This is a genomic window from Carnobacteriaceae bacterium zg-84, assembly GCA_013874835.1.
Taxonomy (GTDB): Bacteria; Bacillota; Bacilli; order Lactobacillales; family Aerococcaceae; genus WM01.
In genome coordinates this window covers 503,621-529,543 of record CP059430.1, presented here as the reverse complement: position 1 = coordinate 529,543, position 25,923 = coordinate 503,621, and the positions used below count along the sequence as shown (strand labels likewise).

The 25,923-nt window shown below is 33.2% G+C and carries 27 protein-coding genes; 8 read left to right on the top strand and 19 right to left on the bottom strand.

The genetic code is table 11. The features are described 5' to 3' along the window. Positions 1-137: 137 nt before the first annotated feature. Both H1220_02640 and H1220_02635 read left to right on the top strand, forming a co-directional pair. Positions 138-1,442 (top strand): ISL3 family transposase, encoded by a 1,305-nt coding sequence (locus H1220_02640; GenBank protein QMI86270.1) that lies wholly within the window; start codon positions 138-140, stop codon positions 1,440-1,442. 603 nt (positions 1,443-2,045) lie between these two features. Further along, positions 2,046-3,086 carry an IS30 family transposase gene (locus H1220_02635; GenBank protein QMI86269.1) on the top strand — a complete coding sequence of 347 codons (1,041 nt, stop codon included), beginning with the start codon at positions 2,046-2,048 and terminating at the stop codon, positions 3,084-3,086. Positions 3,087-3,335: 249 nt separating this feature from the next. Here the strand turns inward: H1220_02635 and H1220_02630 are convergent, their stop codons facing one another. The 13 genes from H1220_02630 to H1220_02570 all read right to left on the bottom strand — a co-directional run bounded on the left by H1220_02630 (position 3,336) and on the right by H1220_02570 (position 13,732). Continuing rightward, positions 3,336-5,768 carry a phenylalanine--tRNA ligase subunit beta gene (locus H1220_02630; protein QMI86268.1) on the bottom strand — a complete coding sequence of 811 codons (2,433 nt, stop codon included), beginning with the start codon at positions 5,766-5,768 and terminating at the stop codon, positions 3,336-3,338. Continuing rightward, positions 5,768-6,823: a phenylalanine--tRNA ligase subunit alpha gene (gene pheS, locus H1220_02625; protein QMI86632.1), complete on the bottom strand. Its 1,056-nt coding sequence runs from the start codon at positions 6,821-6,823 to the stop codon at positions 5,768-5,770. Before pheS ends, H1220_02630 begins: the two co-directional genes overlap by 1 nt. 279 nt (positions 6,824-7,102) lie before the next feature. Then, complete coding sequence (locus H1220_02620) at positions 7,103-7,483, bottom strand: helix-turn-helix transcriptional regulator (protein ID QMI86267.1); 381 nt, start codon at positions 7,481-7,483, stop codon at positions 7,103-7,105. Between the two features lie 3 nt (positions 7,484-7,486). Then, positions 7,487-8,035, bottom strand: a complete 549-nt coding sequence (gene nusG / locus H1220_02615; GenBank protein ID QMI86266.1) for a transcription termination/antitermination protein NusG — start codon at positions 8,033-8,035, stop codon at positions 7,487-7,489. Positions 8,036-8,117: 82 nt separating this feature from the next. Further along, on the bottom strand, positions 8,118-8,591 hold the full coding sequence (gene tsaE / locus H1220_02610; protein QMI86265.1) for a tRNA (adenosine(37)-N6)-threonylcarbamoyltransferase complex ATPase subunit type 1 TsaE: 474 nt from the start codon (positions 8,589-8,591) through the stop codon (positions 8,118-8,120). Between the two features lie 12 nt (positions 8,592-8,603). Further along, a complete protein-coding gene (locus tag H1220_02605; protein QMI86264.1) occupies positions 8,604-9,050 on the bottom strand; it encodes a hypothetical protein in 447 nt (148 codons plus the stop codon). Positions 9,051-9,110: 60 nt separating this feature from the next. Continuing rightward, positions 9,111-10,475: an MATE family efflux transporter gene (locus H1220_02600; protein ID QMI86263.1), complete on the bottom strand. Its 1,365-nt coding sequence runs from the start codon at positions 10,473-10,475 to the stop codon at positions 9,111-9,113. 162 nt (positions 10,476-10,637) lie between these two features. Next, positions 10,638-11,390, bottom strand: coding sequence for a tRNA (guanosine(37)-N1)-methyltransferase TrmD (gene trmD, locus H1220_02595; protein QMI86262.1), 753 nt, complete (start codon positions 11,388-11,390; stop codon positions 10,638-10,640). Continuing rightward, entirely contained in the window at positions 11,387-11,899 is a 513-nt protein-coding gene (rimM, locus tag H1220_02590) for a ribosome maturation factor RimM (protein QMI86261.1), read from the bottom strand. The genes trmD and rimM overlap by 4 nt, the downstream gene beginning before the upstream one ends. Positions 11,900-11,915: 16 nt before the next feature. Continuing rightward, positions 11,916-12,356, bottom strand: a complete 441-nt coding sequence (locus H1220_02585; GenBank protein QMI86260.1) for a gamma-glutamylcyclotransferase — start codon at positions 12,354-12,356, stop codon at positions 11,916-11,918. An 84-nt stretch (positions 12,357-12,440) separates the two neighbouring features. After that, on the bottom strand, positions 12,441-12,695 hold the full coding sequence (locus H1220_02580) for a KH domain-containing protein (GenBank protein QMI86259.1): 255 nt from the start codon (positions 12,693-12,695) through the stop codon (positions 12,441-12,443). Positions 12,696-12,727: 32 nt separating this feature from the next. Next, positions 12,728-13,000, bottom strand: coding sequence for a 30S ribosomal protein S16 (gene rpsP, locus H1220_02575; protein QMI86258.1), 273 nt, complete (start codon positions 12,998-13,000; stop codon positions 12,728-12,730). An 84-nt stretch (positions 13,001-13,084) separates the two neighbouring features. Beyond that, positions 13,085-13,732 carry a metal-dependent transcriptional regulator gene (locus H1220_02570; protein ID QMI86257.1) on the bottom strand — a complete coding sequence of 216 codons (648 nt, stop codon included), beginning with the start codon at positions 13,730-13,732 and terminating at the stop codon, positions 13,085-13,087. 174 nt (positions 13,733-13,906) lie between these two features. Here H1220_02570 and H1220_02565 point away from each other — a divergent pair, with 174 nt between their 5' ends. Genes H1220_02565 through H1220_02550 form a run of 4 tightly spaced genes read left to right on the top strand, consistent with a single transcriptional unit; the run spans position 13,907 to position 17,348 of the window. Further along, positions 13,907-14,848 (top strand): zinc ABC transporter substrate-binding protein, encoded by a 942-nt coding sequence (locus tag H1220_02565; protein QMI86256.1) that lies wholly within the window; start codon positions 13,907-13,909, stop codon positions 14,846-14,848. A 15-nt stretch (positions 14,849-14,863) separates the two neighbouring features. After that, positions 14,864-15,637 carry a metal ABC transporter ATP-binding protein gene (locus tag H1220_02560; GenBank protein ID QMI86255.1) on the top strand — a complete coding sequence of 258 codons (774 nt, stop codon included), beginning with the start codon at positions 14,864-14,866 and terminating at the stop codon, positions 15,635-15,637. 2 nt (positions 15,638-15,639) lie between these two features. Then, positions 15,640-16,521: a metal ABC transporter permease gene (locus tag H1220_02555; protein ID QMI86254.1), complete on the top strand. Its 882-nt coding sequence runs from the start codon at positions 15,640-15,642 to the stop codon at positions 16,519-16,521. Next, positions 16,515-17,348, top strand: a complete 834-nt coding sequence (locus tag H1220_02550; protein ID QMI86253.1) for a metal ABC transporter permease — start codon at positions 16,515-16,517, stop codon at positions 17,346-17,348. Before H1220_02555 ends, H1220_02550 begins: the two co-directional genes overlap by 7 nt. A 189-nt stretch (positions 17,349-17,537) precedes the next feature. Here the strand turns inward: H1220_02550 and H1220_02545 are convergent, their stop codons facing one another. The 5 genes from H1220_02545 to H1220_02525 all read right to left on the bottom strand — a co-directional run bounded on the left by H1220_02545 (position 17,538) and on the right by H1220_02525 (position 22,576). Continuing rightward, positions 17,538-19,040 (bottom strand): bifunctional metallophosphatase/5'-nucleotidase, encoded by a 1,503-nt coding sequence (locus H1220_02545; GenBank protein QMI86252.1) that lies wholly within the window; start codon positions 19,038-19,040, stop codon positions 17,538-17,540. Positions 19,041-19,042: 2 nt separating this feature from the next. Next, complete coding sequence (gene phnE / locus H1220_02540; GenBank protein ID QMI86251.1) at positions 19,043-19,858, bottom strand: phosphonate ABC transporter, permease protein PhnE; 816 nt, start codon at positions 19,856-19,858, stop codon at positions 19,043-19,045. A 4-nt stretch (positions 19,859-19,862) separates the two neighbouring features. Further along, positions 19,863-20,684 carry a phosphonate ABC transporter, permease protein PhnE gene (gene phnE, locus H1220_02535; protein ID QMI86250.1) on the bottom strand — a complete coding sequence of 274 codons (822 nt, stop codon included), beginning with the start codon at positions 20,682-20,684 and terminating at the stop codon, positions 19,863-19,865. Position 20,685: 1 nt separating this feature from the next. Continuing rightward, positions 20,686-21,441 (bottom strand): phosphonate ABC transporter ATP-binding protein, encoded by a 756-nt coding sequence (gene phnC / locus H1220_02530; protein QMI86249.1) that lies wholly within the window; start codon positions 21,439-21,441, stop codon positions 20,686-20,688. A gap of 82 nt (positions 21,442-21,523) precedes the next feature. After that, on the bottom strand, positions 21,524-22,576 hold the full coding sequence (locus H1220_02525; GenBank protein ID QMI86248.1) for a PhnD/SsuA/transferrin family substrate-binding protein: 1,053 nt from the start codon (positions 22,574-22,576) through the stop codon (positions 21,524-21,526). Positions 22,577-22,748: 172 nt separating this feature from the next. On the opposite strand from H1220_02525, the gene H1220_02520 reads away from it, so the two are divergent. Next, on the top strand, positions 22,749-23,939 hold the full coding sequence (locus H1220_02520; GenBank protein QMI86247.1) for a pyridoxal phosphate-dependent aminotransferase: 1,191 nt from the start codon (positions 22,749-22,751) through the stop codon (positions 23,937-23,939). Positions 23,940-24,365: 426 nt separating this feature from the next. Then, a complete protein-coding gene (locus tag H1220_02515) occupies positions 24,366-24,848 on the top strand; it encodes a hypothetical protein (protein QMI86246.1) in 483 nt (160 codons plus the stop codon). Between the two features lie 132 nt (positions 24,849-24,980). Here H1220_02515 and H1220_02510 read toward each other — a convergent pair whose 3' ends face one another. Beyond that, entirely contained in the window at positions 24,981-25,865 is an 885-nt protein-coding gene (locus H1220_02510) for an EamA family transporter (protein ID QMI86245.1), read from the bottom strand. Positions 25,866-25,923 lie beyond the last annotated feature (58 nt).

Below are 25,923 nucleotides of genomic sequence, written 5' to 3'. Positions count from 1 at the left end.
ATACACTGTCCTTTCTTTTTTCGGCTGTATAATTTTTAGGGTTGATGGCATAAGCCAGCAACCCTAATTTTATGTAGACAAAAAGGCAATTTTCTCTTAAATTAAAAGTACGACCAAATAATAAGGAGAAATTGCCTATGTCTAATATAACAGAAATCTTACTACAATTAAAGGATAAAAACATCACATTTGATCATGAAAACATATCAGAGTGTGACATTCGACATAAAAAATCATTGGTCTTATACGGTAAATTAACCTATACACCAGATTGTTGCCCAAATTGTCACGCAACCAATGGCATTGTAAAAAATGGGACACGTCAATCGCAACTGTCTTTATGCCAAATTTCAGGACTAAACGCCTATTTATCACTCACTAAACAACGTTTTTATTGTAAATCCTGTCAATCATCATTTACAGCGGAAACACCTATTGTGGATAAGCATTGTTTTATCACAAACCGTTTAAAACAAAAGATAATGGACACTTTAACAGAAACCATTTCAGAAACGTACATCGCTAAACAACACAATGTATCTGTACATACGGTCAGACGTATTGTTGATAAGGTCGCCTCTACTTTAAAAGTAAATCACAACACACAATTACCTCATCATCTGTGCTTTGATGAATTCAAGTCAGTAAAATCTTCTGATAGTGCCATGAGTTTTATCTATTGTGATGCACTGACTCATCAACTGATTGACGTTGTACACGACCGTAAATCCAGCACGCTATTAGACTACTTTGCTAGATACGATACCCAGACAAGAAAAGCTGTTAAAACAATTACGATTGATATGTTTCGCCCCTATATTCAGATATCCAAGCAAGTATTTCCTAACGCACATATCATTATCGACCCTTTTCATATTGTACAAGCATTAAATCGTGAGTTAACAAAACACAGAGTGCATGTAATGAAAGCTTTACATCAGAACAATCGCCGTTTATACAACAAAATGAAACGTTATTGGAAGTTGTTTTTAAGTAACACAGATACACTAAGTAGTTATCCTTATCACCGTTTTCCACTGTTTGATTGGATGACGCATACACAAGGGATAGTCGATTATTTATTGGAACAAGTCCCCGAACTAAGAGCCACATACGATGTCGTTCATCAATTAAGAGATGCTTTACATAATAGAGATTTTGACCGATTTGAAGAAATACTCATATGGGCTAAACAGGAAGCTATTTCTCCTGGTTTACGTAGAGTATTAAGAACTTTCAAAGGGTATTTACCCTATATTAAAAACACCTTTATCTACCATCATTTGACTAACGGTGCACTTGAAGGAATCAATCATAAAATTAAAGTACTTAAGAGAAATGCCTATGGTTATCGTAACTTTTCACATTTTAGAAATCGTATTTTATTAATCTGTAAGTTATATGTACCATATACCGTACCATCTACTTCACTAGTTGCTTAATAGTTTAAGTCAAAAGTGATGTACGAATAGCTCCTTCCCCGCACAACGTAGGGGAAGAGAAAAATGTATCGTGTACATTTCGGTGAGCCGTACATCACTTTGTGACTTAAAATAAAAAGATAGTGACGTAACATTTGTGACATCACTACTTTTTATGAGTCATCAACCCTATTTGACATAGAGCCCTTTTTTCTTACATTATAAAATAAAATACACTGCTAAATTTTGTTAAAAATTTGACACTATACTAAACAAAAAACTAGTACCTACGATGATGTAGATACTAGCCTTTTATCAATACAAAAAAGAGTACAAAACGTCGCTATCTACTATCATCATAAGCTAAATTTAAAATAATGACTAAAATAACGACAATAATAAAGCTCATGTGATAAACGCTCCTTTCTCTTTCATGTTTTTTTCATTTTTTAATGTTTTGTTAATATACTACCATAAAATTCAAAAAAGAAAAGTATTTTTTGAGAAAAAATAATTTTGCCGAGTTGTAAAATAAAGTGCAAAAGCAAAATAGTGTTATAAAAACAAAAAAAGACAGATAATTAACTTACTAAGATTCACCACAAAATTAGAAAGGTCATTATCATGTCTAAAACAAATTATAACACAAAAAAACAATATAAACAGCTATCATTGGTTGAACGTACAAAAATTGAAACGTTATTAAACGAAAAAAAGCCAATACGATATATCGCTGAACGACTCGGAAGAAATGTATCCACAATTTATAGAGAAATTAAACGAGGAAGCGTTAATCAAATTGTTAATCGAAATGGTATCCAACGTGACGAATTAAAATATTACGCTGAAACAAGCCATTACATCTATAAAGCTAAGCAACAAAATAAATATCATCATGATTTAACTGAAAAATTTAGTCAACAATTTTTCAAAGACTTACAACAGGTAGTTACTGAAAAATATAGAACCCATAGTATTGATACCTTTGTACATTGGTATCGGCAAAATCATCCTAATGAAAAAGTCCCTTGTACGAAAACGGTTTATACGTTTGTTCATCAAGGTATTATCCCTATCAAACCAATTGATTTACCCAAAATGGTAAGCATTAGAAAACGACCGAAAAAAGAGAACACCAAAACATACAAGAAAAATATGGGTACATCTATCGAAAATCGACCAGACGTAGCGAATAATCGTACAGAATTTGGACATTGGGAAATTGATTTAGTCTTATTTAAGAAGACAAAAAATGAAGCACTATTATTAACGTTAGTAGAACGACAAACACGTTATACAATTATACGTAAAATGAATGATAAAACAGCACAATGTGTCTTACGGACATTAAAGAATATTTTTAAACAATATAGGAAATCAACCTTCAAGAGTATTACATCTGATAATGGGTCAGAATTCGCCTCGTTATCTGAATTAGAATCGACATATTTAAGCATTTACTATGCACACCCTTATTCATCTTATGAGCGTGGTACTAACGAAAATCATAACGGACAGATACGGGAGTTTTTACCTAAGGGTAAATCTATCAATACCGTTAAAAAGTCAACTATTCGTAAAATAGAATCCTGCTTAAATCAGAAAATACGGCGTAAATTAGGTTATCGTACACCTGCAGAGTTATTTTTATTGCGGGTAGATTAATAGTTTAATAAAAACAGGTTTCCCGTCAAGGCACACTTTGTTTTTCGCCTTGACTAGAAAACCTTTGTTTTTATTGTTTGGTTATTAACCCCGCAAAAGAGAAAGTAATTATCTGTTTTTTTGCACTTTACTTTACAATTGGAGGAAAAAATAATTTTTTACGTAATATACACCCAGTACACCAAATCTAACAACACTCAAAAAGCTAGACATCAACTATTCTAAATGTTGGTGTCTAGCTTTTCTATTTTATCGAATAACAATGTTAAATGTTTCTGTTAATGCTGTTGTAACTTGTTGCATTGCCTTATTGACGTCCTCTTCTACTAATGTCGCTTTTAAATTCATAAACGTTAAGCGGTACGCCAATGATTTTTTGTTCAAGCCAATATTATCACCCATGTAGTAGTCAAATAAGTGCACATTGACTAGATATGCTCCAGCATTTTCTTTTAGAACGGTTAAAATATCAGCATGTGATAAGTCTTTGTCCACAAGTAAGGCAATATCACGTGTCATACTTGGATATTTTGGTACTTCTGTTTGTACCAATGCTTGTCTTTGATATGTAATCAATGGTAACACCAAACATTCACAAACATACGTTTCTGGTAAATCGTATGCTTTTTCTAAACTTGGGTGTAGTTGTCCAATAAATCCAATTTCTTGTCCATTTAACACAATGCTTGCGGTACGCCCTGGATGCATATTCTCTTTTTTGACTGGTTTATACACAATGTCTTGTGATACGCCCATTTTCTCAAAATATGTTTCTAAAGTACCTTTTAAGTCGTAGAAAGTGATTTTTTCTGATTTACTATTCCATGTTTTTTCTGTTTTATTGCCTGTTAATAATAACGCAATATGTTCTTCCTCACGTGGTTGTACTTGGTCTGGTACGGCATAGAACACACGCCCTGTTTCATAAAGTGATAAGTTTGTGTTTCCTCTTGCAATATTATAACTTGCAATGTCTAATAAACCACTGAGTAAACTACGACGTAGAACACTTCTTTCTTCACTCATTGGTAAAGCTAATGAAATAGCATCATCTGCTGCCATTGCTAATAAACCCGATTTTTCAGGAGATGTTAAAGAATACCCAATCACTTGTGTATAACCTAATCCCTCAAATAAACTTCTTGTTTTTCTTACATACGACTGCATGGTGCTTAATCGACCACTAACGGCTGGCGTCACTGGTAAGGTTGACGGTAATTTGTCGTAGCCATAAATACGTGCGACTTCTTCAATAATATCTGATTCAATCGCAATATCCCAACGTCTTGGTGGCACAATGACATCTATGTCTGTACCATTTACATTGTATTCAAATGCAAGACGATCAAATATAGATAAGACTTCTTGCTGTGTTAAAGTTGCTCCTAAAGCGTGATTGATTTTATCAGTCGTAATCATCACACGAGATGGTTGAACATCTAATGTATCAATAGCTTCATAACCACTTACAACTGTTCCTCCTGATAGTTCAGCAATAAGTGCTGCTGCTTGATGTGCCACTTCTTTCACAATCGCTAAGTTAATGCCTTTTTCATATCTTGCACTAGATTCACTACGTAAATTCAAACGTTTAGATGTCAAGCGGATATTTTTTGGATTGAAAACAGCTGTTTCTAAGGCAACCGTTGTTGTTTTAGATGTAATTTCTGTGTCTAAACCACCCATCACACCTCCTAAAGCTACCGGTGTATCACCAGAAGTAATCACAATATCATCGACCGTCAATGTACGTGTCGTATCATCTAAAGTCACCAATGTTTCATGCTCATTTGCTTTTCTAACATGAATGTGTTTTTGAGGTAGTGTATCGTAGTCAAAAGCATGTAAAGGTTGTCCGTATGCCATGAGCATGTAGTTTGTTGCATCTACGACATTATTGATAGGACGTACACCAATTTTCATTAAACGCATTTGTAGCCAAAGTGGGCTTGGCTGAATCGTAACATCTTTAATGATTGTCATGTAATAAGCTGGACAATCTACTGGATTGTCAACAGACACTTGAACATAATCTTTTACTTGTTTTGTTGTATCTGTTGGAACATTGTATGTGTGTATGTGTGGTGTTTCATCATAAATCGCACCTACTTCATAAGCCGTTCCGTACATACTTAGAGCATCTGCTCTATTTGGTGTAATGGATAACTCTAGTACAGAATCATTCAAACCTAAATAATCCACTATATCTGAACCTATTGGAGCATCTTCTGGAAGAATGAAGATGCCATTTGCTACTTCTTTAGGAATGACATTCGACGGAAAACCTAATTCTTCAAGAGAACATAACATGCCATTTGAGGCAACCCCACGAATTTTTCCTTTTTTAATTTTAATATTATTTACGATACGTGCACCAGATAAGGCTACAATCACTTTTTGATTTTTGTCTACATTTGGCGCTCCACATACAATTTGCAGTACCCCTTGTTCTTCAGGTGCATGGTCTAGACCAACCTCAACTTGACAAATGTGTAAATGGTCAGAATCTGGATGATCTACAACGTCGATTGTTTTTCCGATAACGATTTTTGTCAATGTTTCTCCTATTGAGGAAACACCTTCAATTTCAATCCCAGTTGTTGACATTTTATCCGCCAATTCTTGTGGAGATACGGATAAATTTGGTAAATATTCTTTTAGCCATTCATAAGATATTAACATCATTCTTCTCCTTCCATTATGACTGAAAATTGATTTAAGAAACGCACATCATTTTGATAAAAATGACGAATATCGTCAACACCATATTTCAACATGGCAAAACGTTCTAATCCCATTCCAAAGGCAAAACCACCATAAACAGTAGAATCTACACCCGACATTTCAAGAACATTTGGGTGTACCATGCCGGCACCTAATACTTCAATCCAACCAGTTCGTTTACATACCGCACAACCTTGTCCACCACATTTAAAACAACTAACATCGACTTCGACAGACGGCTCTGTAAAGGGAAAATAACTTGGTCTTAAACGAATTTGTCTATCTTCACCAAACATTTCTTTTGCCACCACTTGTAATGTTCCTTTTAAATCTGCCATTGTAATATGTTTATCAATGACTAAACCTTCAATTTGTTGGAATTGATGAGAATGTGTCGCGTCGTCATCATCACGACGGTACACTTTTCCCGGACTAATCATTTTTAATGGGCCTTTAGAAAAATCATGTTTTTCCATTGTTCTTGCCTGTACAGGCGATGTTTGTGTACGTAGTAAAATATCCTCGTTAATATAAAATGTATCTTGCATATCTCTTGCTGGATGATTTTTTGGTAAGTTCATTTTTCCAAAATTATACAAATCTGTTTCAACTTCTGGGCCTTCAACTACATCATATCCCATACTCATGAATAAATCTTCTAATTGTGTTAGGACTCTTGTTAATAAATGTGTTGTCCCAACAGATTGTTTATTTCCAGGTAAGGTCACATCAATCGTTTGGCTGGCTAAAGCCTGTTCTAATTGATATGCTTCAAATGTTTCTCTAGCATTCTCAACAGCTTGTGTCACTGTTTGGCGAATGTCATTTGCCAATGCACCAATTATTTTTCTTTCTTCTTCACTTGCATCTTTGAGTTGTTTCATGACTTGTGTTAAGTCACTCTTTTTGCCTAAAACAGCAATGCGTAAGTCGTTTAATAAATTAACTTGCTCTTGAATACTTGCTGTTTTAATGTCCTTTAATTGACTTAGCGTTTGTTCGCGTAATTGCATCAATTTTTCTTGTAACATATAATCCTCCTTAACAAAAAAGTCCTTTACAAGTGTTAACTTGTAAAGGACGACTATATCGTGGTACCACCTTTTTGCCATTCATCTTTTGGATAAATGCTCTATTTGATAACGGTCATTGACCGGAAACTGTTTCCAGTTCAGCTCTAAAAGCGAAAGGCATTGTTTTTCTTTGGATTTACTTTCAGTCTACGATAAATCTCCCTGAACAAATTATGGACAATGTTTCTTTTATCATTGCTGTTATATATGATATATGTGTTATTCTATACTATTCTTTTCTTCTTGACAATCCTCAGTTATCCACTTTTGTGCCCACTCTTTTAGCGATTGGGTTGCTTGTGCAAGTTCTAAACCTTTTTGCGTTAAGCGATATGTAAATTTGACATGTTCTGGACACTCTGTATTTTTCTCAATAAGATCTTCTTGTTCCATTTCACGTAAGCGTTCTGTTAAAACGCGATCACTCAATCCTTCAATCGCACGTGATAATTGTGAAAATCTGCATTCCCCTTGACGTAACACCTCAATAATCATGGCATTCCATCGTTTCCCCAAAATGCGAAAGGTTTGTTCATATTTGGGGCAAATGACAACAGAAGGTTTTACTTGCGCTAATTCAAATTCAAACAAATCTTTCATATTCTACACCTTATCTACATGATCAAAATCGACTTCAGCGATTGTTTGTCTACCAAACATTTCAACAATAACTTTTAATTTTGCCTTTTCAGTATCTACTTCATCTACTTTTCCAGTCATACCATTAAAAGCACCGTCTAAAATTGTTACAATTTCTCCAACAACAAAGTCGCCATTATGTTGACGTAAACTAATACCCATGCGATGTAAAATAGATTCTACTTCATCAGGTAAAAGTGGTGTTGGTTTACTACCTGCTCCGTGAGAACCGATGAATCCTGTCACACCAGGCGTATTACGAACAACGTACCACGCTTGATCAGACATAATCATTTCTAACAAAACATACCCGGGGAATGTTTTGTCCATTTTAACATTTTCTTTGCCGTTTTTTACTTCAACAACTTCTTCCTCTGGTACAACAACACGGAAAATGTAGTCTTCCATGCCCATACTTTGAATACGAGATTCTAAGTTGGCTTTGACTTTATTTTCATATCCAGAATATGTATGCAACACATACCACAATTTTTCTTGCTCTAATGTTTCCATTTATTCTCCCTCACATCTTCATAATAAAAAACCTCTTAGAGAGGTTTTCCTTCGTATGCCTTATTATAACAGTTTTAATGAGCTAATTCAACGACAAACTATTTTCCCATTTTTGTATGAGCGCATCATATTTTGGTCCGTGTGCCACGCTTTTTAAGACACGTGCGTCTTCTTGGTTAGGTACACGATCTAAATAGATATGTAGCACTTGTTTGGGTAATGTTTCTTGTATAAATTGACTCCATTCAACAATACAAACACCTTCCCCATCGAAATATTCTTCAAAACCTAGTTCATCTCCACCAATATCTTCTAAACGATACACGTCCATGTGATACAGTGGTAGACGTCCATCTAAGTATTCTCGAATGAGTGTATACGTTGGGCTTTTAATAATTTTTGTAATACCCAGCCCTTTTGCCAATCCTTTGGTAAAAGTCGTCTTTCCTGCCCCTAATTCCCCATGAAGTAAAATCGTCATACCACTTTCTAAATATGGTGCTAGTTGACTTGCAACGTCTTGCATCTGTTGTTCTGAACGAATATTTAGTTGCATGATAATCCTCTTTTACTCGAATAGTGCATCATCAAATGCTCCTGTTATTGCTTCTAAATCTTCTAGAAGTGCTCTAACAATCGCAGGGCCTTGAATAAGCATGTCATAAACGGGTTTGACCTGGTAATTACTTCTGACTAATTTACGTAAATACAATTCGCCATCTCCAGCTAAAAACAGAGTATAATAACCTGTTTTCATTTCATTTAACTGATTGATAAGTGAAATGACTTCGTCTTTTTGATTATAATTTTTTAAAAAACCAACATGGCGATAAACAATTTGTATATCTGTTTCTTCTTTGTTGTTTTCTAAAATCATTTCTAGTCGAAGGGTATGTGTTGCTTTTAATCGAAAATCTACATTATATAAAACTAGTCCGTCCCCAATATCTGTTTTAGTAACGGGTACTTTTCTTTCTGCAAATAGTGCATCAAAACTTTCAACTACTGTTGTCATCTTATTTCTCCTTTTTCCATGTACAGCTTTATTTTATCATAAAATCTACTCATTGTCGTTTTAAATTTGAATAGCTTTCCATTTTCCTGTTCTATATCTTAACAAGACAACAAGCCATGTCACAATTTGGTTGATGGCTAGTGCCCACCAAGCACCAACAATACCATAATGTAAAATACTCACAAATAAATGTCCAAGTGCCACACGAATGATAAAGACACCAATTAAAGTTGCAATCATTGGCCATATTGTGTCGCCTGCTCCTCTTAATGCACCTGTCATTGCTAAATTATCTGCTAAAAATGGTTGCACAAAAGCTAATAATGGCATAATCAATAACATATTTGCCATAATTGTATCAGAAGAGGTATACCCTAAAACAATCCATTTACCAAATAAGAAGAAAATACCTCCCATAATACATGCCACAATAAAGGCTAATTTTCTAACAATTATCGCACATCTTTGGGCAATTTCAGGAGCTTTTGCACCAAGTTCTTTTCCAACTAAAACAGATGCAGAAATACCAAATGCCTGACTTGGTGCAATGGATAAAGTCCAAATATTTAAACCTATTTGATGCGCAGCATAAACACCTGTTCCTAAACCGGCAACAATCATTGTAAAAATCATTGCACCACTTCTAAAAATAAGTTGCTCCATTGCACTCGGTAATCCGATTTTTATCAGTTGTTGTACCGTTAAATAATCGAAATGGAATTTTTCTTTTAAAGAAAACTTAATACGTCCTTTTCCACTAATCAAATAACGAAACATTAAGCATGCTGCAATCATATTCGCCAATATCGTAGCGATACCTGTTCCCATTAAATGCAATGCTGGCAAACCAAATAAACCGTAAATCAAGATACTATTAAAGAATACATTACATAGATTGGCAATAATATTGTTTCTCATCGGAATTTTTGTTTCTCCCACACCTCGTAATGCGGCTGAAATTGTCATTGTAAATCCTTGAAAAATAAAAGCAATCATCAATAGTCGGAAATAATCTGTTGCAATATTGATGGCATCAGGTTGTGCACCTAAAAACAATAAGACAGGATGTGCAAAAATCCAACCTAAAACGGATAACGGCAAAATAAAACACACAATGCTAATAAGCATAATATGTTTCAAGACAGACGGTATACGATGTAATTTTTTAGCCCCATAATAACGTGAAATTACCGCTGTTCCCCCAACATTCAACGCTTGAACAAATGCTAAGCATAAAAATAAGGGCTGATTTGTTAATCCAATAGACGCCATTGCTGCTGTTGCATACGCACTATCGGGAATTTGCCCAACCATCATCATATTTATCACGCCAAAAAGTGACCCTAATAATAATTCAATAAAAACGGGCCACGCTATTTTAACGACTTCTTTCGTTAAGTCATTGATTTGTATTTTATTACTCATGATTCTATTCCACCTCTTTAATATCATATCACTTTTTATTCATTTTTTCAGAAAAAATGACTTTTTCGGTACTATCATACAAATCATGTGGGTCTTTTATACTCATTCTAAATAATAAACAAAAGGTAGCAAAAGGCTATACCCTTTGCTACCAATACACACTCATTCTTCTTTTTCAATACTATGCTCACGCTTTATTTCTTCTAATAAAGTAACTTGTTTTGATGTTAAGTCTATTTTTTCCAACATATCTGGACGTTTCAATAATGTTTGTCTTAGACTTTCTTTTTCTTTCCATTCTTCAATTTTTTGATGATGTCCACTCAACAAAACATCTGGCACACACATACCTCGATATTCTCTTGGTCTTGTGTATTGTGGATGCTCTAGCAATCCTGTTGCATGAGAGTCTGTTATTGCCGACATATCATTACCCAACACATTGGGTAATAAGCGTACCGTTGCATCAATCATCACCATGGCAGCAAGTTCTCCACCTGTTAACACATAATCCCCTAAAGAAATCTCATCCGTTACATAGTGTTTAATACGTTCATCATACCCTTCATAATGCCCACAAATGAAAATAAGTTCTTGTGCTGTTGCTAAATCTTGTGCAACGTCATGACTAAAGGGTACTCCCGCAGGATCTAATAAAACAATTCTTTGATGTGGTTTTTTAGCAGGTAATGATGTCACACTTTCAAGTGCTTCTACAATAGGTTCTACTTTCAAAAGCATACCTGCTCCTCCACCAAAAGGATAATCATCAACATGATGTTGTTTATTGTTTGCAAAATCTCTAAAATTAACAACATTTAAAGAAATAATATCGTTTTCCAAAGCTTTACCAATAATAGAATGTTCCATAGCTTGAAACATTTCTGGGAATAAACTTAAAATATGGATATTCATTCGTCTAATAACCCCTCTATATTGGCAATATCAATCCGTTGATTTGCCACACTCACCGATAAAACAACATCATTGATATATGGAATCAAAACATCTTTTTTTCCTTGACGTTGCACAACCCATACATCATTAGAACCCAATTCTAAAATTTCTTTCACTTTACCAATCATGTTGTTTTCACAAAATACAGGTAATCCAATAATTTCGTGGTAGTAAAATTCATCCTCTTCTAATGCCGTCAAATATTCTTCTGATACACCTAATAGCATACCTTTATAACGTTCGACATCGTTAATCGAAGAATGATTCTCAAACGTTAATAAATCAAAGTTTTTATGTTTTCGATGACTTGCTACTACAACGTCTTTGACAGGTTTTCCATTGTCTAACACTACTAGTGTTTGTCCTTTTTTATAGCGTTCTTGAGCAAAGTCCGTAGTCGAAATCACACGTACTTCACCTTTTAAGCCTTGTGTGTTTACAATTTTTCCAACGTGATAGACTGTCATTTATCTACTCTCCTTTTTATTTTTTCTCATTTTTTTCTTTTATCAATGCTTTTTCTAAATAAGTGATATCGAACTGATGAGCGATATAGGCTTCTTTTACCATATTATAATAATCTTGTTCTGGTTTTATATAAGGATAATCTTTCATCACATACATCATTCCTTTTATCAAACGTTCTTGGAACATAATAGACACATAAACTTTATCATATAATATTGGATAATCTTCATATTCATCTAATAGTCGTTCATGTTCATGCGTGTTAATCTCCCAAATAACAACGGGTACTTTATCCTCTTTGCTTTCTTCGAGTGTTAAATAACCGACATCTTTTCCTCGAAATGCTAAGCAATACTGTTCTAAAAAACTCGTACCCATATAAACGGCATCTTTTAGTAAATCTTTCATCCATTGGTGGTGCATATTGCTACCGTATGCGATATAATACTGTTTCATCTTTAGCTCCCATCGTTATGATGTATTTAGTGTATCATATTTTATATCATAACAGCAAAAAAGAGCCTTTATCGGCTCTTTTGATTATTCATTTTCTTGTGCATCGTTGATAACTAGGCGAACACGTTTGTTCCCTTTGTCACGTACGCTATACAAAATCGTACGAATAGCTTGCACAACACGACCTTGACGTCCGATGACACGTCCTATATCATCTTGGTTTAACACTAAATGATATTCCATAAATTCAGACGTTTCTTCTATACGAACAATCAATTCATCTGGATGTAGTACCAATGGTTTCACCATAGATAGTAATAAATCTTCAATATTTGGCATATACATCATCTCCTCGATGCGTCATTTAAGCATTATTTTGCTTGTTTTGATTCGTGGAATTTTTTCAAAACTCCTGCTTTTGATAATAAGTTACGAACTGTATTTGTTGGTTGTGCACCATTTCCTAACCATTTTAATGCTAACTCTTCATCAACTGTTACTGTTGCTGGTTCTGTTAATGGGTTGTAAGTTCCCACTTTCTCAATAATACGTCCATCACGTGGTGAACGAGAATCAGCCACAACGATACGGTAGAAAGGTGCTTTTTTAGAACCCATACGTTTTAAACGAATTTTTACTGCCATGTTTTTTATCCTCCTAAATCTTTTACTTGGTAAGTTTATCAAACTAGACAGTGTCTGTCAAGTGTTTTTTCTTTACAGTTATTTTTAAACAGCATCTACATAAATCTGCTTAGCTACAGCATGTGTCATTTGAATGGATTGAGTACCTAAAGAAATAGTGTAAATACCTGTAAAGTCATCTTTTTCACTAAAGAAAAACTCTGTACCGATTTTTAAATGATTATTTTCTAAATATCTTAATAAATCAATATTATCAATCACTCGTTTAATACGATACGACTGCCCCACCGTTACTTTATCCAATGGATAGGCAATCAATTCTTCTAAAATCTCTTCTTTTCTAGGGACAATACCTCCATGTGGACAAATACGAGGATACCCTAAAATGTGTTCCAATTTATCAACAAATAAATCTGATACAACATGTTCCAATACTTCTGCTTCTGCATGTACTTGTTCAAATGTATACCCTAGATGATTAAATAAAAACAATTCAATTAAACGGTGCTTTCTGACTAAATCTGACACAATAGCCATACTAGTTCCCTTTAATTTGTATCCTTTAACTTTATCTTTTTCAATAAAATTATCTGCCAATAATTTTTTCATCATCTCACTTGTTGCTGGAGCAGACACACCCATTACTTCTGCAATCAATTTATTAGTCACTTTAAAGTCTTGATTGCCCAATTCATAAATACATTTTAAATAGTCCTCTTTATTTGGGGTCATTGTTTTCTCCTTTCTAACATTCTTCTCGTCTAACATGATGCCACATTTTCTCTAAATTGTCCATAGTAAACAAATTTTCTAAATTTGTATAAAAATGTTGACTTTTCATATTTTTTTAATTATGATTAAAGCACTAGTTAAGCATGCTTAATTTTTTTAGAAAAGGAGAATGATATGAAAGTAAAAAAATTTTTATCAACATTAGTTCTAAGTCTATTGACACTAGGTCTTTTGTTTGGATGCCAACAACAAAAAAATGAAGCATCAACACCAATGGAGAAAAAACCAACCGTAACAGTAACAACATCCTTTTTACAAGATATGGTAAAACAATTAGTTGGGGACGATGTTAAAACAGAATTGATTATTCCAGCTGGAGAAGATCCACATTTATATATTGCTAAAGCTGGTGATTTAAAAAAATTAAAAGAAGCTGATTTAGTACTATATCACGGCCTTCACTTTGAAGGAAAAATGGTAGATGTCTTAGAACAAAAAGGACAAGCTGTTTCTAAACATTTCCCAAAAGAAAAAATTGGAACATTTGATGAGGACGGAAAAGTTATCACAGACCCTCACTTCTGGTTCGATATTAGTTTATACAAATTAGCTGTTGAAGAAGCATCTGCTGAATTACAAAATTTATTACCAAATAAAGCAACAGAGATTAAATCAAAAACAACTGACTATTTGAAAAAATTAGATGAACTAGACGCATGGAATATAGAACAATTAAGTCAGATTCCAGAAGAAAGACGCTATTTGATTACACCACATGATGCGTTTAATTATTTCTCAAGAGCGTATCATATACCCGTACAAGCACCACAAGGTGTAAGTACAGACTCAGAAGTTGATAATAAAGCAATGATTGATACAGTAGATTTCATTATTAAACATAACATTAAAGCTATTTTCTCTGAATCAACAACAAACCCTGAACGTATGGAAAAATTAAAAGAAGCTGTAAAAGCACGTGGTGGCGATGTAAAAGTAGTCACTGGTGAAGGACAAGAATTATTCTCTGACTCACTTGCACCACAAGGAGAAGACGGAGATACATACATTGATATGTACCGTCACAACACAAAACTCATTGTAGATAATTTAAAATAATAAGAGGTACAACATATGACAATAACTAATGCTGTAAAAGTACAAAATTTATCCATTAACTATAAAGGAAATACTGCTTTGCATGATGTGAATTTAATCATTCCTAATCAAACACGTACTGCCATTGTAGGACCGAATGGTGCTGGGAAATCAACATTAGTAAAAGGTATTTTAGGCATTGAAAAATTAGCATCTGGAACAGTAGAAATTTTAAATGAAACAGAACATTTGAATAAAATCATCAGTCAAAAAATTGCATATATTCCTCAAAGTTCTCAAGTAAATTGGCAATTTCCTGCAACAGTTGATGAAATTGTTTTAATGGGAAGATACCCTCATATTGCACATATGTTAAAAAAACCTTCTAAGTTAGATAAAGATATTGCAAGTCATGCACTTGAGCAGATGAAACTATCTGATTTAAAAAACAGACAAATTACAGAGCTATCTGGCGGTCAACGTCAGCGTGTGTTTATCGCCAGAGCATTAGCTCAACAAGCTGAATTATATATTTTAGACGAACCTCTTGCAGGCATTGATATTCAAACAGAACATATTATCATGGATACATTAAAAGATTTTCAAAAAGAAGGAAAAACATCTATTGTGATTCATCATGATTTACATACGGTATCAACTTATTATGATTATGTCGTTTGGGTCAATAAAACAATCGTACATTCAGGTCCTGTTGAAACAGCCTTTAATGACGAATGGTATTTTAAAACATATAAAAATGTCCAGTCTAATCAACAATTTATTAACTTTACAAATAAAGGACGTGATTAGACATGATAGATACAAGTGTTTTATTTGATTATTCTTTCATTACCGTTGCCGTTGGAACCATTATTTTAGCATTAGCTTCTAGCATGGTTGGTACTATTAGTGTTCTGACAAAACAAAGTTTAATTGGGGATACAATCGGTCATGCTTCTTATCCAGGTGTTATCTTTGCGTTTATACTCTTTCAACAAAGAGATCCACTCATTTTAACACTAGGTGCCATGTTCTCAGGATATGTTTCCTACTATTTGGTTCATTGGATTACAAGACATAGTGAACATAGTCTTATCAATGCACTGGCGTTAGTATCGTCTTCATTTTTTGGACTAGGGATGGTTTTGAAAAACTTTATACAAGGACATAAAGCCTTTAGCAAAGCTGCACAAGCAGGTTTACAAAAATATTTATTTGGACAAGCTGCCTTCATTCAACAAGATGATGTGATATTGATTTCCATTGTTTCTATTTTTTGTATCGTCATTTTCTTGTTGTTTTATGAAAAATATAAAATCTTTTTATTTGATCCAACTTTTGCACAATTAAATGGTATTTCACCTAAATTATTAAATCAACTGACAACATTTATGATGATTAGTTTGATTTCTGTGGGGTTAAAAGTCGTTGGTGCCATTTTAATGAGTAGCTTTTTAATTGCTCCTGCTGTAACAGGTATTTTATGTAGCAAACATTACAAAACAGCTCTATGGATTGGACTTGTTTCCGCTACGATTTCTGCATTTCTAGGTACTTATTTCAGTTCCATTATCAGTGGTTTATCAACAGGACCTGCCATTATCGTTTGTATGAGTATTATTGCGTTAACGACATTCTTTATCACGCAATACATCAAACCTAACTTGCACAAAGGAGGTTCTACAACATGTTAGATACATTATTGATTTTATATTTAACAGCTTTGGCTTGTGGGTCTTTAGGGACAATTCTTGTTGTTCGCAATGAATCGATGATTGCAGATGCTTTATCGCACTCTGTTTTATTAGGAATTGTTCTAGGTTTCTTTATTAGTAATAGTTTAGATTCACCATTACTCATTATTGGTGCTGCCTTATTTGGCGTGTTTACCGTCTTTTTCATTGACAAACTCATGATATCGCCTAAAATCACACATGATGCTGCAACTGGTTTAGTATTCCCTCTTTTATTTTCCATTGCAGTCATCTTGATTTCTATGTTCGCGCGAAATGTTCATTTAGACTTAGACATGGTTTTAATGGGTGAAATTATTTTTGCGTCATTGAACACAACAAACATATTCGGTATAGATATACCTATTTCATTGATTAAAATTAGTATTATTTGTTTTATAAATATTCTCTTTTTAAGCATGATGTATCGTAGATTAAGTTTATTTTTATTTGATAGTACACAAGCAAGACTTGTCGGTTTAAAAACAAAAGTATTACAGACAATCATCATGTTGTTAGTGTCGTTTACAACCGTTATATCGTTTGATATGGTTGGATCTATCACCGTTATTTGTTTCTTTGTCGGCCCAGCAATGTCTGCATTATTATTTGCTAAGCATTACAAACAACTACTCTTTTTAACAGCTTTATTTAGTCTGTTGAACTGTGTTATTGGTTTTTTCACAGCGATATATTTAGATGTTACCGTTTCTGGAACGACAACAACCATTACATTGATAACACTACTTCTTTGTGTTTATATCAAACATATTTTAAAAAATAAATAATGGAGCAAAAAAGACAGTAAATTAGCTGTCTTTTTTAGATTATTCATCAAATCGTCTTGGCTTTGAACGATATTAACCATTCACTAAATTTTTTCATTAAAATACACATTCTAAAATTAGCAAGCACTTATCTTAATCCTTTAATATAAAAAGATGCTGGTGGATAAAATCTACCAACATCTTTTTATATTAGTCTACAACAGTCAAACGGATATTCTGTTCATCAGTAATGACAATGTGTCGTTTTTCTTTCACATAGTCGATTAAAATCTCAGCAATATCGTGTGTGTCTTCTTTGATTGTTTTTAATTCTGGAAACATAGCAAAGTTTCCACCACCCGTTGCACGATAATTATTTAAGACTAATTTATATGTCTTCTCTAAAACAAGCGGTTCTCCTTTGACGTACACATCACTAATAAAATTATCCTTTGTCTTTGAAATATTCATCGTATAAGTAATACCGTCTAATAAATCATAATTATATACTTCTCGTTTTGGGTATAAAAATTTTGGATTGATATCAATAGCATCTTCTTTAACCACCCAATACTGTGACAGTTGTGTTAAATAATCCATAATATGTTGTCCTGTCATTTCTTTCAAAACAAGCGTATTTGGAAATGGGTAATTTAAAATAATATCTCTATATTTTAACGTATCTCCAAATCCCGGCATGACATCAAATAAGCAACATGCAGATATATCGGCTTGCATATAAGTCATTTGCACTCGGTTAATAAAAGCAGTAATAGGGTGCTTTGTCAGTTGTGCCTGTTTAATATCTTTAATATAACAATCTTTAAGATTAGTTGTACCAATTTCTGTGTCTAGCCAGTTTTCTGTTTTATCAAGTTCATTCTTAAAGTAATTTTCAAATTCAGTATCTACTTCATACTCAGATACGTCGATAAGATTAACTGAAATGGTATCACTAAAAGTAATTTCCATACATTTAAAGCAGCCGTCTGGAGCTTGAATAATATGTGTACCATTGATTTTCCCAACTAATTGGCGATGTTGATGCCCCGTAATCAGCACATCAATCCCGTCAATTTCTGTACATAATGCATAACCTACATTCTCGCCCGTCAATCTTTCTGTGGGTTCTCCTGTTTCAATATCTCGTTCAAACCCACCATGGTAAACGACGACAACATAATCTACTTCTTGGCGAATATGTGCTACTTCTTTTTTGACGGTATCAATAACACTTAAAATATCTAAATGGGTTAAATTGTTTGGATTTTCCCAATGTTCAATATAGTCTGTCACAACACCTACTAATCCAATTTTTTTCTCATCACATGTTATCACATGTGTTTGTCCAATAGGCTGATTTTTATAAAGTACATTGCTCGTAACACATTTTGCATGATTTTCTTGAATATAACGATATAAAAAATCACTTCCATAGTTAAAATCATGGTTCCCAATATTAACAAAATCACAAGATAATAAATTTAAAGCTTTGGCAGAGATATTTTCTGGAACATAACTATTGGCATACGTGACAAGAGGGGTTCCTTGATTGATGTCGCCATTATCAATGTAAATCACATGATGTAAAGCTCTTTGTTGTTTTAAATAAGTTGAAAATTTAGATAATCCTTTAATTGCTTGCTTTGATGTAACAAAATCATACGCTAATAAATTACCGTGTACATCTGTTGTGGCAAGTATTTTAAACATGTTTAATACCCTCTTGCTAGTTTTCTTCTAATTTTATTTGAAAAGACTTCAATGATTAAGACTAAAATAATAATCCCAACTAAAATAGAGCCCACTTCATTCCAACGATAGTTATTCATCGCAAAAATCAACGGTGCTCCGATACCTCCGGCACCAACAAGACCTAGAACCGCAGCATCTCTTAAATTCATGTCAAAACGATAAATAACAATGGAAATTAGTTTAGAATATAATTGTGGTAAAATACCGTAACGAATTTGTTCCACTTTTGTACACCCAATCGCTGATAAAGATTCGATAATCCCAAAATCTAAATCTTCAATGGCATCAATATACAATTTAGTCACCATACCAACAGATACAACAGACATTGTAAAAACACCTGCTAATGCTCCGGGACCTGTAACACCAATAAACATCAATCCATAAATAAATGCTGGAATTGTTCGAACACACATCGTTAATAATTTTCCAATCCATGCTACATATTTAGAAACAATTTTTTTAGCAGATAAAAAAGCAAATGGTATAGAAATAATCGCACCAATAATTGTTCCTAAAAATGCAATACAAATTGTTTCAAATAACAAGTATAAAACACCCTTATTATCTAATCTGAATAAAAAATGCCAATCTGGATTTAAAATACCACCCATAATATTGCTGGCAACACTTAAAGAATCTCCTGTTGTATCACCTTTTTTTATTGCAGATGACGACCAAATCAATAAACCTAAAACAATAACCGTAATCAATAAGATATACATATACGACTTAGGTTCTTTTTGTAATTTTTCTTCTATCTTTTCACGATTCATACATTTACTCCAATCTATCTCTAAAATGCTCACTTACTGTTTCAATAATAAAGACAGTTATTAACAATAACACAATAATGGTACCCACTTTAGAGTAATCTCTCCACCCTAATTTTTCGTTTAATATCAATCCGATACCACCTGCACCAACATATCCTAAAATGGCTGCGTAACGAACATTTCCTTCGAAATTAAATAATGCTGTAGAAATAAATGACGGTAAAATAATCGGTAAAACAGCATATCTAAATGCATAAAATCGTGTAAAGCCCATTGACTCCATACATTCAAAAGCGCCCATATCAACTGTTTCAATAGACTCATACAATAACTTACCAACATAAGATAAAGAAAAAATAAAAATAGCAACTGTTCCTGCAAATGTCCCTAATCCCCAAATATATGTTGCAATTAAGGCAATAACAAGCGACGGTAATGTTCTAAGAACACTTAAAAACAGTTTGAAAAAGCCGTTGATAAATTTATTTTTTGTAATATTATTTGCCGCTAAAATAGCTACTGGTAAAGAGCAAACAGCTCCTAAAAACGACCCTACAAAAGACATTTTCACTGTATCAAAAAGAGGAGGCAATACATCATTTGTATAATCCATATCCGGTGGAAACATGCTGACTAAAATATCAAAGAAATTAGCAGAGTTTTCAAAAACATCGGCATCAAATTGTGTCACATGTAAAGAAATGATAATACATATCAATAAGCCGAGTATCAGTAAAGGTGTTTTAGAACGCGGTCTTAAAATTGTTTTACCATTGTTTAAAACAATTTGTTCATTAAAAATTAGACTATCCTTTATTGTTTTCATATTACTCTCCATTGCTAAATAAATCTTTTTGATAAATTTTTTCTAAAATATCTTTTGTGACATCTTTGGCACTTCCGTCATATACGATATGCCCTTTATTGATTCCAATCACTCTATCGCAGTATTTTAATGCTAAATCAACATCATGAATGTTTAACAAAATCGTGATATTATTTTCTTTATTGATACGTCTAAAATCGTCCATTACTTGATTAGATGTCACTGGGTCTAACGCAGCAACTGGTTCATCTGCTAAAATGATTTCTGGGTTTTGTGCCAATGCTCTAGCAAGTGCCACACGTTGTTGTTGCCCACCTGATAATTGATCGACACGTACATAAGCTTTTTCAAACATATCCACTTTATCTAGTGCCTCTAATGATTTTATCTTGCATTCTCTTGGGAAAATACCAAAGAATTTTCTGAATCCTGATAATTCTGGGACAAATGCTGTTAAAACATTTTTAATCACAGTTGTTCTTGTCACTAAGTTAAAAGATTGGAATACCATACCAATATTACGTCTAAATTTACGTACATCTCTACCTGTAATTTTTTGTACATTTTGTTCATTCACAAATAGTTCTCCAGATGTAATATCATGCATTTTATTTACACAACGAATAAATGTTGATTTACCCGATCCAGACAATCCAATAATCGCAATAAACTCTCCTTGTTCAATGGTTACATCAACATCAATCAATCCTTTTGTGCCATTTGGATATGTCTTACTTACCTTTTTAAACTCTATCATACTACTTCTCTCTTTCTTCATGCTTAAAAAAGAGAGAGAGGAACACTCTCTCCCTAAAAATTCATGTTATGTCAACAATTTCCTATTTTAAGTTTTTCACGATGTCTTGAGCTTTTGCTTCATTGTCATAATCAGCATCTTTTGCTAATTGGTATCCTTCGTGACTATATACAGCGATAACTTTTTTACCTTCTTCTGTTTTTGCAATTTCCATTAAAGCATTTGCTAAAGCTGTTTTAAATTCAGGTGTTACAGTTTTTGATTTTTTAGAAACACTTACTGTATCGTTATAAATAGCATCTGTTACACCAATAACATTTGTTTCTTCCCAAATACTCATTTCTCTTGAGTAACTTTCGTTCCATTTTTTCTCTTGGTCTGTTCTAGCGTCTGCATAAGTTGCTAATACATCTACTTGGCCAGAAGCTAATCGAGCAAAAGCAGAACCATAAGAATCACTGATAACAGCATTATTGCCTAAATCTTTAATTGTTTTACCAAATGTTTTATTTAACCATAATGTTGGGTAAATGTATCCAGCAGGAGATGTTGGGTTCATAACGCTCCATTTCAAATCTTTCACATCATCCCATGTTAATGTTTCGCCTGCATTTACTTTTTTCGCAATCGCTTGTCCTTTTTCAGACGGACCAGCAATCAACAATGAACGATAAGAAGTTGCTTGTGTATCAGCTTTTTTCGTTGGTTTATTGTCATTCCAAGCTTTTGCTGAAGCATCGTCAATAGATAATCCTTTACGAGTTGCTGTTAATAATACTTCTGCACCATTTCTGTATAAAACATAAGTTCCTGCTGGAATAAAACCAACGTCTAACGTTCCTGCATTTAATCCTTCACCAACAGCTTCAAAACTTGTACCAACTGTGATATCAATGTTTTTAACATCATATCCTGATTTTGCTAATTGTGCTTTTAATAGTTCTTTTAAAGGTTCAGTGGCTGTTACAATTTCAGAAGGTTCTCTTGACGGTACAAAACCAATGGATAATTTTTCAATAACTGTTTTTCCATCAGATGATTTCATCTCTTCTTTTTTAGAGCTACAAGCCCCTAACATACCTAGTGTCACAATAAGTCCTAAAACAAAGACTAATGTTTTCTTTAAATTTTTCATACTTCCTCCTAAAACTAACATGAATTTTATAGTTCTTACCGCAGTATACCATATTTGGAACTGAAAAAAAATACAAAACCATATAAATATGTTTATCTAACAATGAAATGCTTTTTCATATCACACCAAATAATACTTAAATTATGTTACAATGAGAAAAAGGAGTGATTATATGCAAACATACGATTTTGATACACTCATCAATCGTCAAACACAATCATCAAAAAAATGGGAATTGATGCACACATGGGCAACAGATATTCCTGAACATATCTCCCCTTTTTCTGTGGCTGATGCAGATTTAAAAACAGCACCGGAAATCGTAGAGGGTTTACAAGAGTATATTCAACAAACGGTTCTAGGCTATACAACAATGACACCGGACTACAAAAAAGCCATTAAACAATGGAATAAAGATCAATTTAACTGGGATATAGAAGAAGAGTGGATTTCGACATCTCCAGGCATTGTGTCAGCATTACACTCTGCTATCTATGCTTTTACACAGCCGAATGACAATGTACTGATTATGACACCTGTTTATCCACAGTTTAAACAAACGGTTCTACATACTGGTCGAACAGTATTAGCATCATCACTTATCAACGATTTTCCAACGTACCATATAGATTTTCAAGATTTAGAAGAAAAAATGTCTTTAAAAGAAACAACATTGATGATTTTGTGTAGCCCTCACAATCCTGTTGGACGTGTATGGACAAAGGAAGAACTGGACAAAATCATTTCTCTTGCTTTAACGTATGATGTGCTCATCGTTTCAGACGAGATTCATTATGATTTAATCATGCCAAATCATACACATCATGTATTACCAACCTTATCCAAAGAAATTGAGCAAAAATGCATTGTCTGCACAGCACCAAGTAAAAGTTTTAACCTTGCTGGATTGCAAATTTCGAGCATTATTATTCCAAATGAAACATTAAGAGAACGGTTCACACATACACAACTAATACACGGCGTTCCTAGTGCCAATATGATTGGTATGCAAGCAACGGCTATAGCATACACGCAAGGAAAACAATGGCTAGAGGCTTTTCTAGCATTGATTTGGACAAACCATTTAACAGTCAAAGATTTTATGGAAACACATCTTCCTAAAGTTAAAGTTTATGCATTACAAGGGACTTACTTACAATGGCTTGATTTTTCGGCATATGGTTTTTCAACCACAACATTACAAAATCTATTAAGACAAGACGCATTTGTTTTTTGCAATGAAGGCTATACCTTTGGGAAAGAAGGCTATGGTTTTGAACGTTTAAATTTAGCTTGCCCTACCTCTACTCTTATAGATGCTTTACATCGTTTAAAAGACAGTCTATCTCGATATGAACATTAAAATGCCGTTCTCTCAAAAGTAAAAAATAAAGAATTAGAATTATTTATAAGTTACTTGAAATCAACACATTAAACAAGTTGATTTCAAGCATTTTTGAGTCATATTAAATCTATTGATTTACTGTTAAGACAATCTAAAAATGTATTATATTTATATCTATCGATACGGTTTTACAAATAGCAAACAGTCGATTAACAATAAATACGATTACTTTGACAAAATATCATTTTAATACTATACTTTAAATAGAAAACATCGTTAAAAGATGATAGGAGTGACGGTTCTGACTCCTTTGCCAAATAAAAATTGACCGAATTGATGATAGGAGTGACGGTTCTGACTCCTTTGCCAAATAAAAATTAACCGAAACGATGTTAACGATAGAGTTTTCTCTATCGTTTTTTAGTAACAAAAGGGGAATAAAATGTGACAATTCAATTCGAACAAGCACTATATACGTTAACAAGTGATTTCTACAATGATTACCCTAATAGTTCTTTCCCAGAACTTCTAAAACCTCATGGAAATCGTACTTATAATTGTATTATAGTTGAATATAAAGACTATTTTATCTGTATTCCATTTCGAAGCCATATGAAACATAAAAATGGGTATCATTTTAAAAATACCGTTCGTTCACGTCATGTTTCATCTGGTCTAGATTATTCAAAAATTGTGATCGTAAAAAATGCTACTCAATATTTAAGTACGAGTCATATTCTTATAGATAAAGATGAATATGTTGAGGCAATGCATCATTCAGAGCGTATCATTTCTGAAGCAACCAAATATTTAGATGACTATATCAATCATGCACAAAATAAAATAACATTAAATAGTCAAGAATATAAAAAAAGATATTCCTATTCAACGTTAAAATATTTTCATGATATACTACAAATTTTTTAAGAAACTACCCTGAAAAATAGGTAAAACGCTTGAAATCAACATATTCAACAAGTTGATTTCAAGCATTTTTGAGTCATATTAAATCTATTGATTTACTGTTAAGACAATCTCTTTTTCTCAAATTATATCAGCTTATATGCTGCTATTTTTTGTACTGATATATTCATGGCACATCATAGAACCTAAAATAAGAGCAGCACCAATATACTCCAATAAACCAATATGCTCTTTTAATATAAAACTAGATATGAATACTGCTACAACTGGGTCAATATAGCCTAATAATGCAACCGTTTGTGCAGGTAATTGATTAATAGCTCCAAAATACATGGCATAAGCAATACCTGTATGAAGTACACCAAGTAAAAGTAACATCACGATACTTAATGTATCGACTTTTATTTGAGATAAATTTTCAGTCCATAACACATAAGGGAATAAGACGAGTGTAGCAATACTTAATTGTGTCATTGTCTTATCGTAAGCATCAATCTCACTCATTTTCTTATTAAGCATTATGACCGTCGCATACATCATAGCTGCCATTAACCCACATAAAATACCTTTTATATCGTCTATACTTTGAATGGATGTGTTAAACACACCTGATACACATATCATGCCACATAAAGCAACTAAAATGGTCATGCACTGTGCAATATTTAAACGTTCTTTTAAAACAAATGGCGATGCAATTAAGACAAAAATAGGCGCCATATAATAGCATACAGTGGCTGTTGCAACTGTTGTATATTGTAGTGCTTCAAATAATAAAATCCAATTAAAACCAATAAGAGCACCTGATAATAGTAGTAAATAACGCTTTTGATAAAGGAAACGCCAATTTAACGGTTTACGTGTGACAACTAGAAAAAGACACAAACAGCAAACCGCAATAAATCCTCTACCAAGTGATATAAGACTGGACGGAAGTGCAATATAGCGTCTAAAAACACCAATTGTCCCAAAAATTGTCATCGAACTAATCATCATTAATGTATATTTTTTACTTTTCATTGTTTCTCTCCAGATATGTCTTATTCACTATCTTTATAAGAAATCGTGTTGATGTCTA

Coding starts and splice junctions, on each gene's coding strand:
- H1220_02640 (QMI86270.1), top strand. CDS start 138: ATGTCTAATATAACAGAAATCTTACTACAATTAAAGGATAAAAACATC.
- H1220_02635 (QMI86269.1), top strand. CDS start 2,046: ATGTCTAAAACAAATTATAACACAAAAAAACAATATAAACAGCTATCA.
- H1220_02630 (QMI86268.1), bottom strand. CDS start 5,768: ATGTTAATATCTTATGAATGGCTAAAAGAATATTTACCAAATTTATCC.
- pheS (QMI86632.1), bottom strand. CDS start 6,823: ATGCAATTACGCGAACAAACGCTAAGTCAATTAAAGGACATTAAAACA.
- H1220_02620 (QMI86267.1), bottom strand. CDS start 7,483: ATGAAAGATTTGTTTGAATTTGAATTAGCGCAAGTAAAACCTTCTGTT.
- nusG (QMI86266.1), bottom strand. CDS start 8,035: ATGGAAACATTAGAGCAAGAAAAATTGTGGTATGTGTTGCATACATAT.
- tsaE (QMI86265.1), bottom strand. CDS start 8,591: ATGCAACTAAATATTCGTTCAGAACAACAGATGCAAGACGTTGCAAGT.
- H1220_02605 (QMI86264.1), bottom strand. CDS start 9,050: ATGACAACAGTAGTTGAAAGTTTTGATGCACTATTTGCAGAAAGAAAA.
- H1220_02600 (QMI86263.1), bottom strand. CDS start 10,475: ATGAGTAATAAAATACAAATCAATGACTTAACGAAAGAAGTCGTTAAA.
- trmD (QMI86262.1), bottom strand. CDS start 11,390: ATGAATATCCATATTTTAAGTTTATTCCCAGAAATGTTTCAAGCTATG.
- rimM (QMI86261.1), bottom strand. CDS start 11,899: ATGACAGTCTATCACGTTGGAAAAATTGTAAACACACAAGGCTTAAAA.
- H1220_02585 (QMI86260.1), bottom strand. CDS start 12,356: ATGAAACAGTATTATATCGCATACGGTAGCAATATGCACCACCAATGG.
- H1220_02580 (QMI86259.1), bottom strand. CDS start 12,695: ATGCCAAATATTGAAGATTTATTACTATCTATGGTGAAACCATTGGTA.
- rpsP (QMI86258.1), bottom strand. CDS start 13,000: ATGGCAGTAAAAATTCGTTTAAAACGTATGGGTTCTAAAAAAGCACCT.
- H1220_02570 (QMI86257.1), bottom strand. CDS start 13,732: ATGACCCCAAATAAAGAGGACTATTTAAAATGTATTTATGAATTGGGC.
- H1220_02565 (QMI86256.1), top strand. CDS start 13,907: ATGAAAGTAAAAAAATTTTTATCAACATTAGTTCTAAGTCTATTGACA.
- H1220_02560 (QMI86255.1), top strand. CDS start 14,864: ATGACAATAACTAATGCTGTAAAAGTACAAAATTTATCCATTAACTAT.
- H1220_02555 (QMI86254.1), top strand. CDS start 15,640: ATGATAGATACAAGTGTTTTATTTGATTATTCTTTCATTACCGTTGCC.
- H1220_02550 (QMI86253.1), top strand. CDS start 16,515: ATGTTAGATACATTATTGATTTTATATTTAACAGCTTTGGCTTGTGGG.
- H1220_02545 (QMI86252.1), bottom strand. CDS start 19,040: ATGTTTAAAATACTTGCCACAACAGATGTACACGGTAATTTATTAGCG.
- phnE (QMI86251.1), bottom strand. CDS start 19,858: ATGAATCGTGAAAAGATAGAAGAAAAATTACAAAAAGAACCTAAGTCG.
- phnE (QMI86250.1), bottom strand. CDS start 20,684: ATGAAAACAATAAAGGATAGTCTAATTTTTAATGAACAAATTGTTTTA.
- phnC (QMI86249.1), bottom strand. CDS start 21,441: ATGATAGAGTTTAAAAAGGTAAGTAAGACATATCCAAATGGCACAAAA.
- H1220_02525 (QMI86248.1), bottom strand. CDS start 22,576: ATGAAAAATTTAAAGAAAACATTAGTCTTTGTTTTAGGACTTATTGTG.
- H1220_02520 (QMI86247.1), top strand. CDS start 22,749: ATGCAAACATACGATTTTGATACACTCATCAATCGTCAAACACAATCA.
- H1220_02510 (QMI86245.1), bottom strand. CDS start 25,865: ATGAAAAGTAAAAAATATACATTAATGATGATTAGTTCGATGACAATT.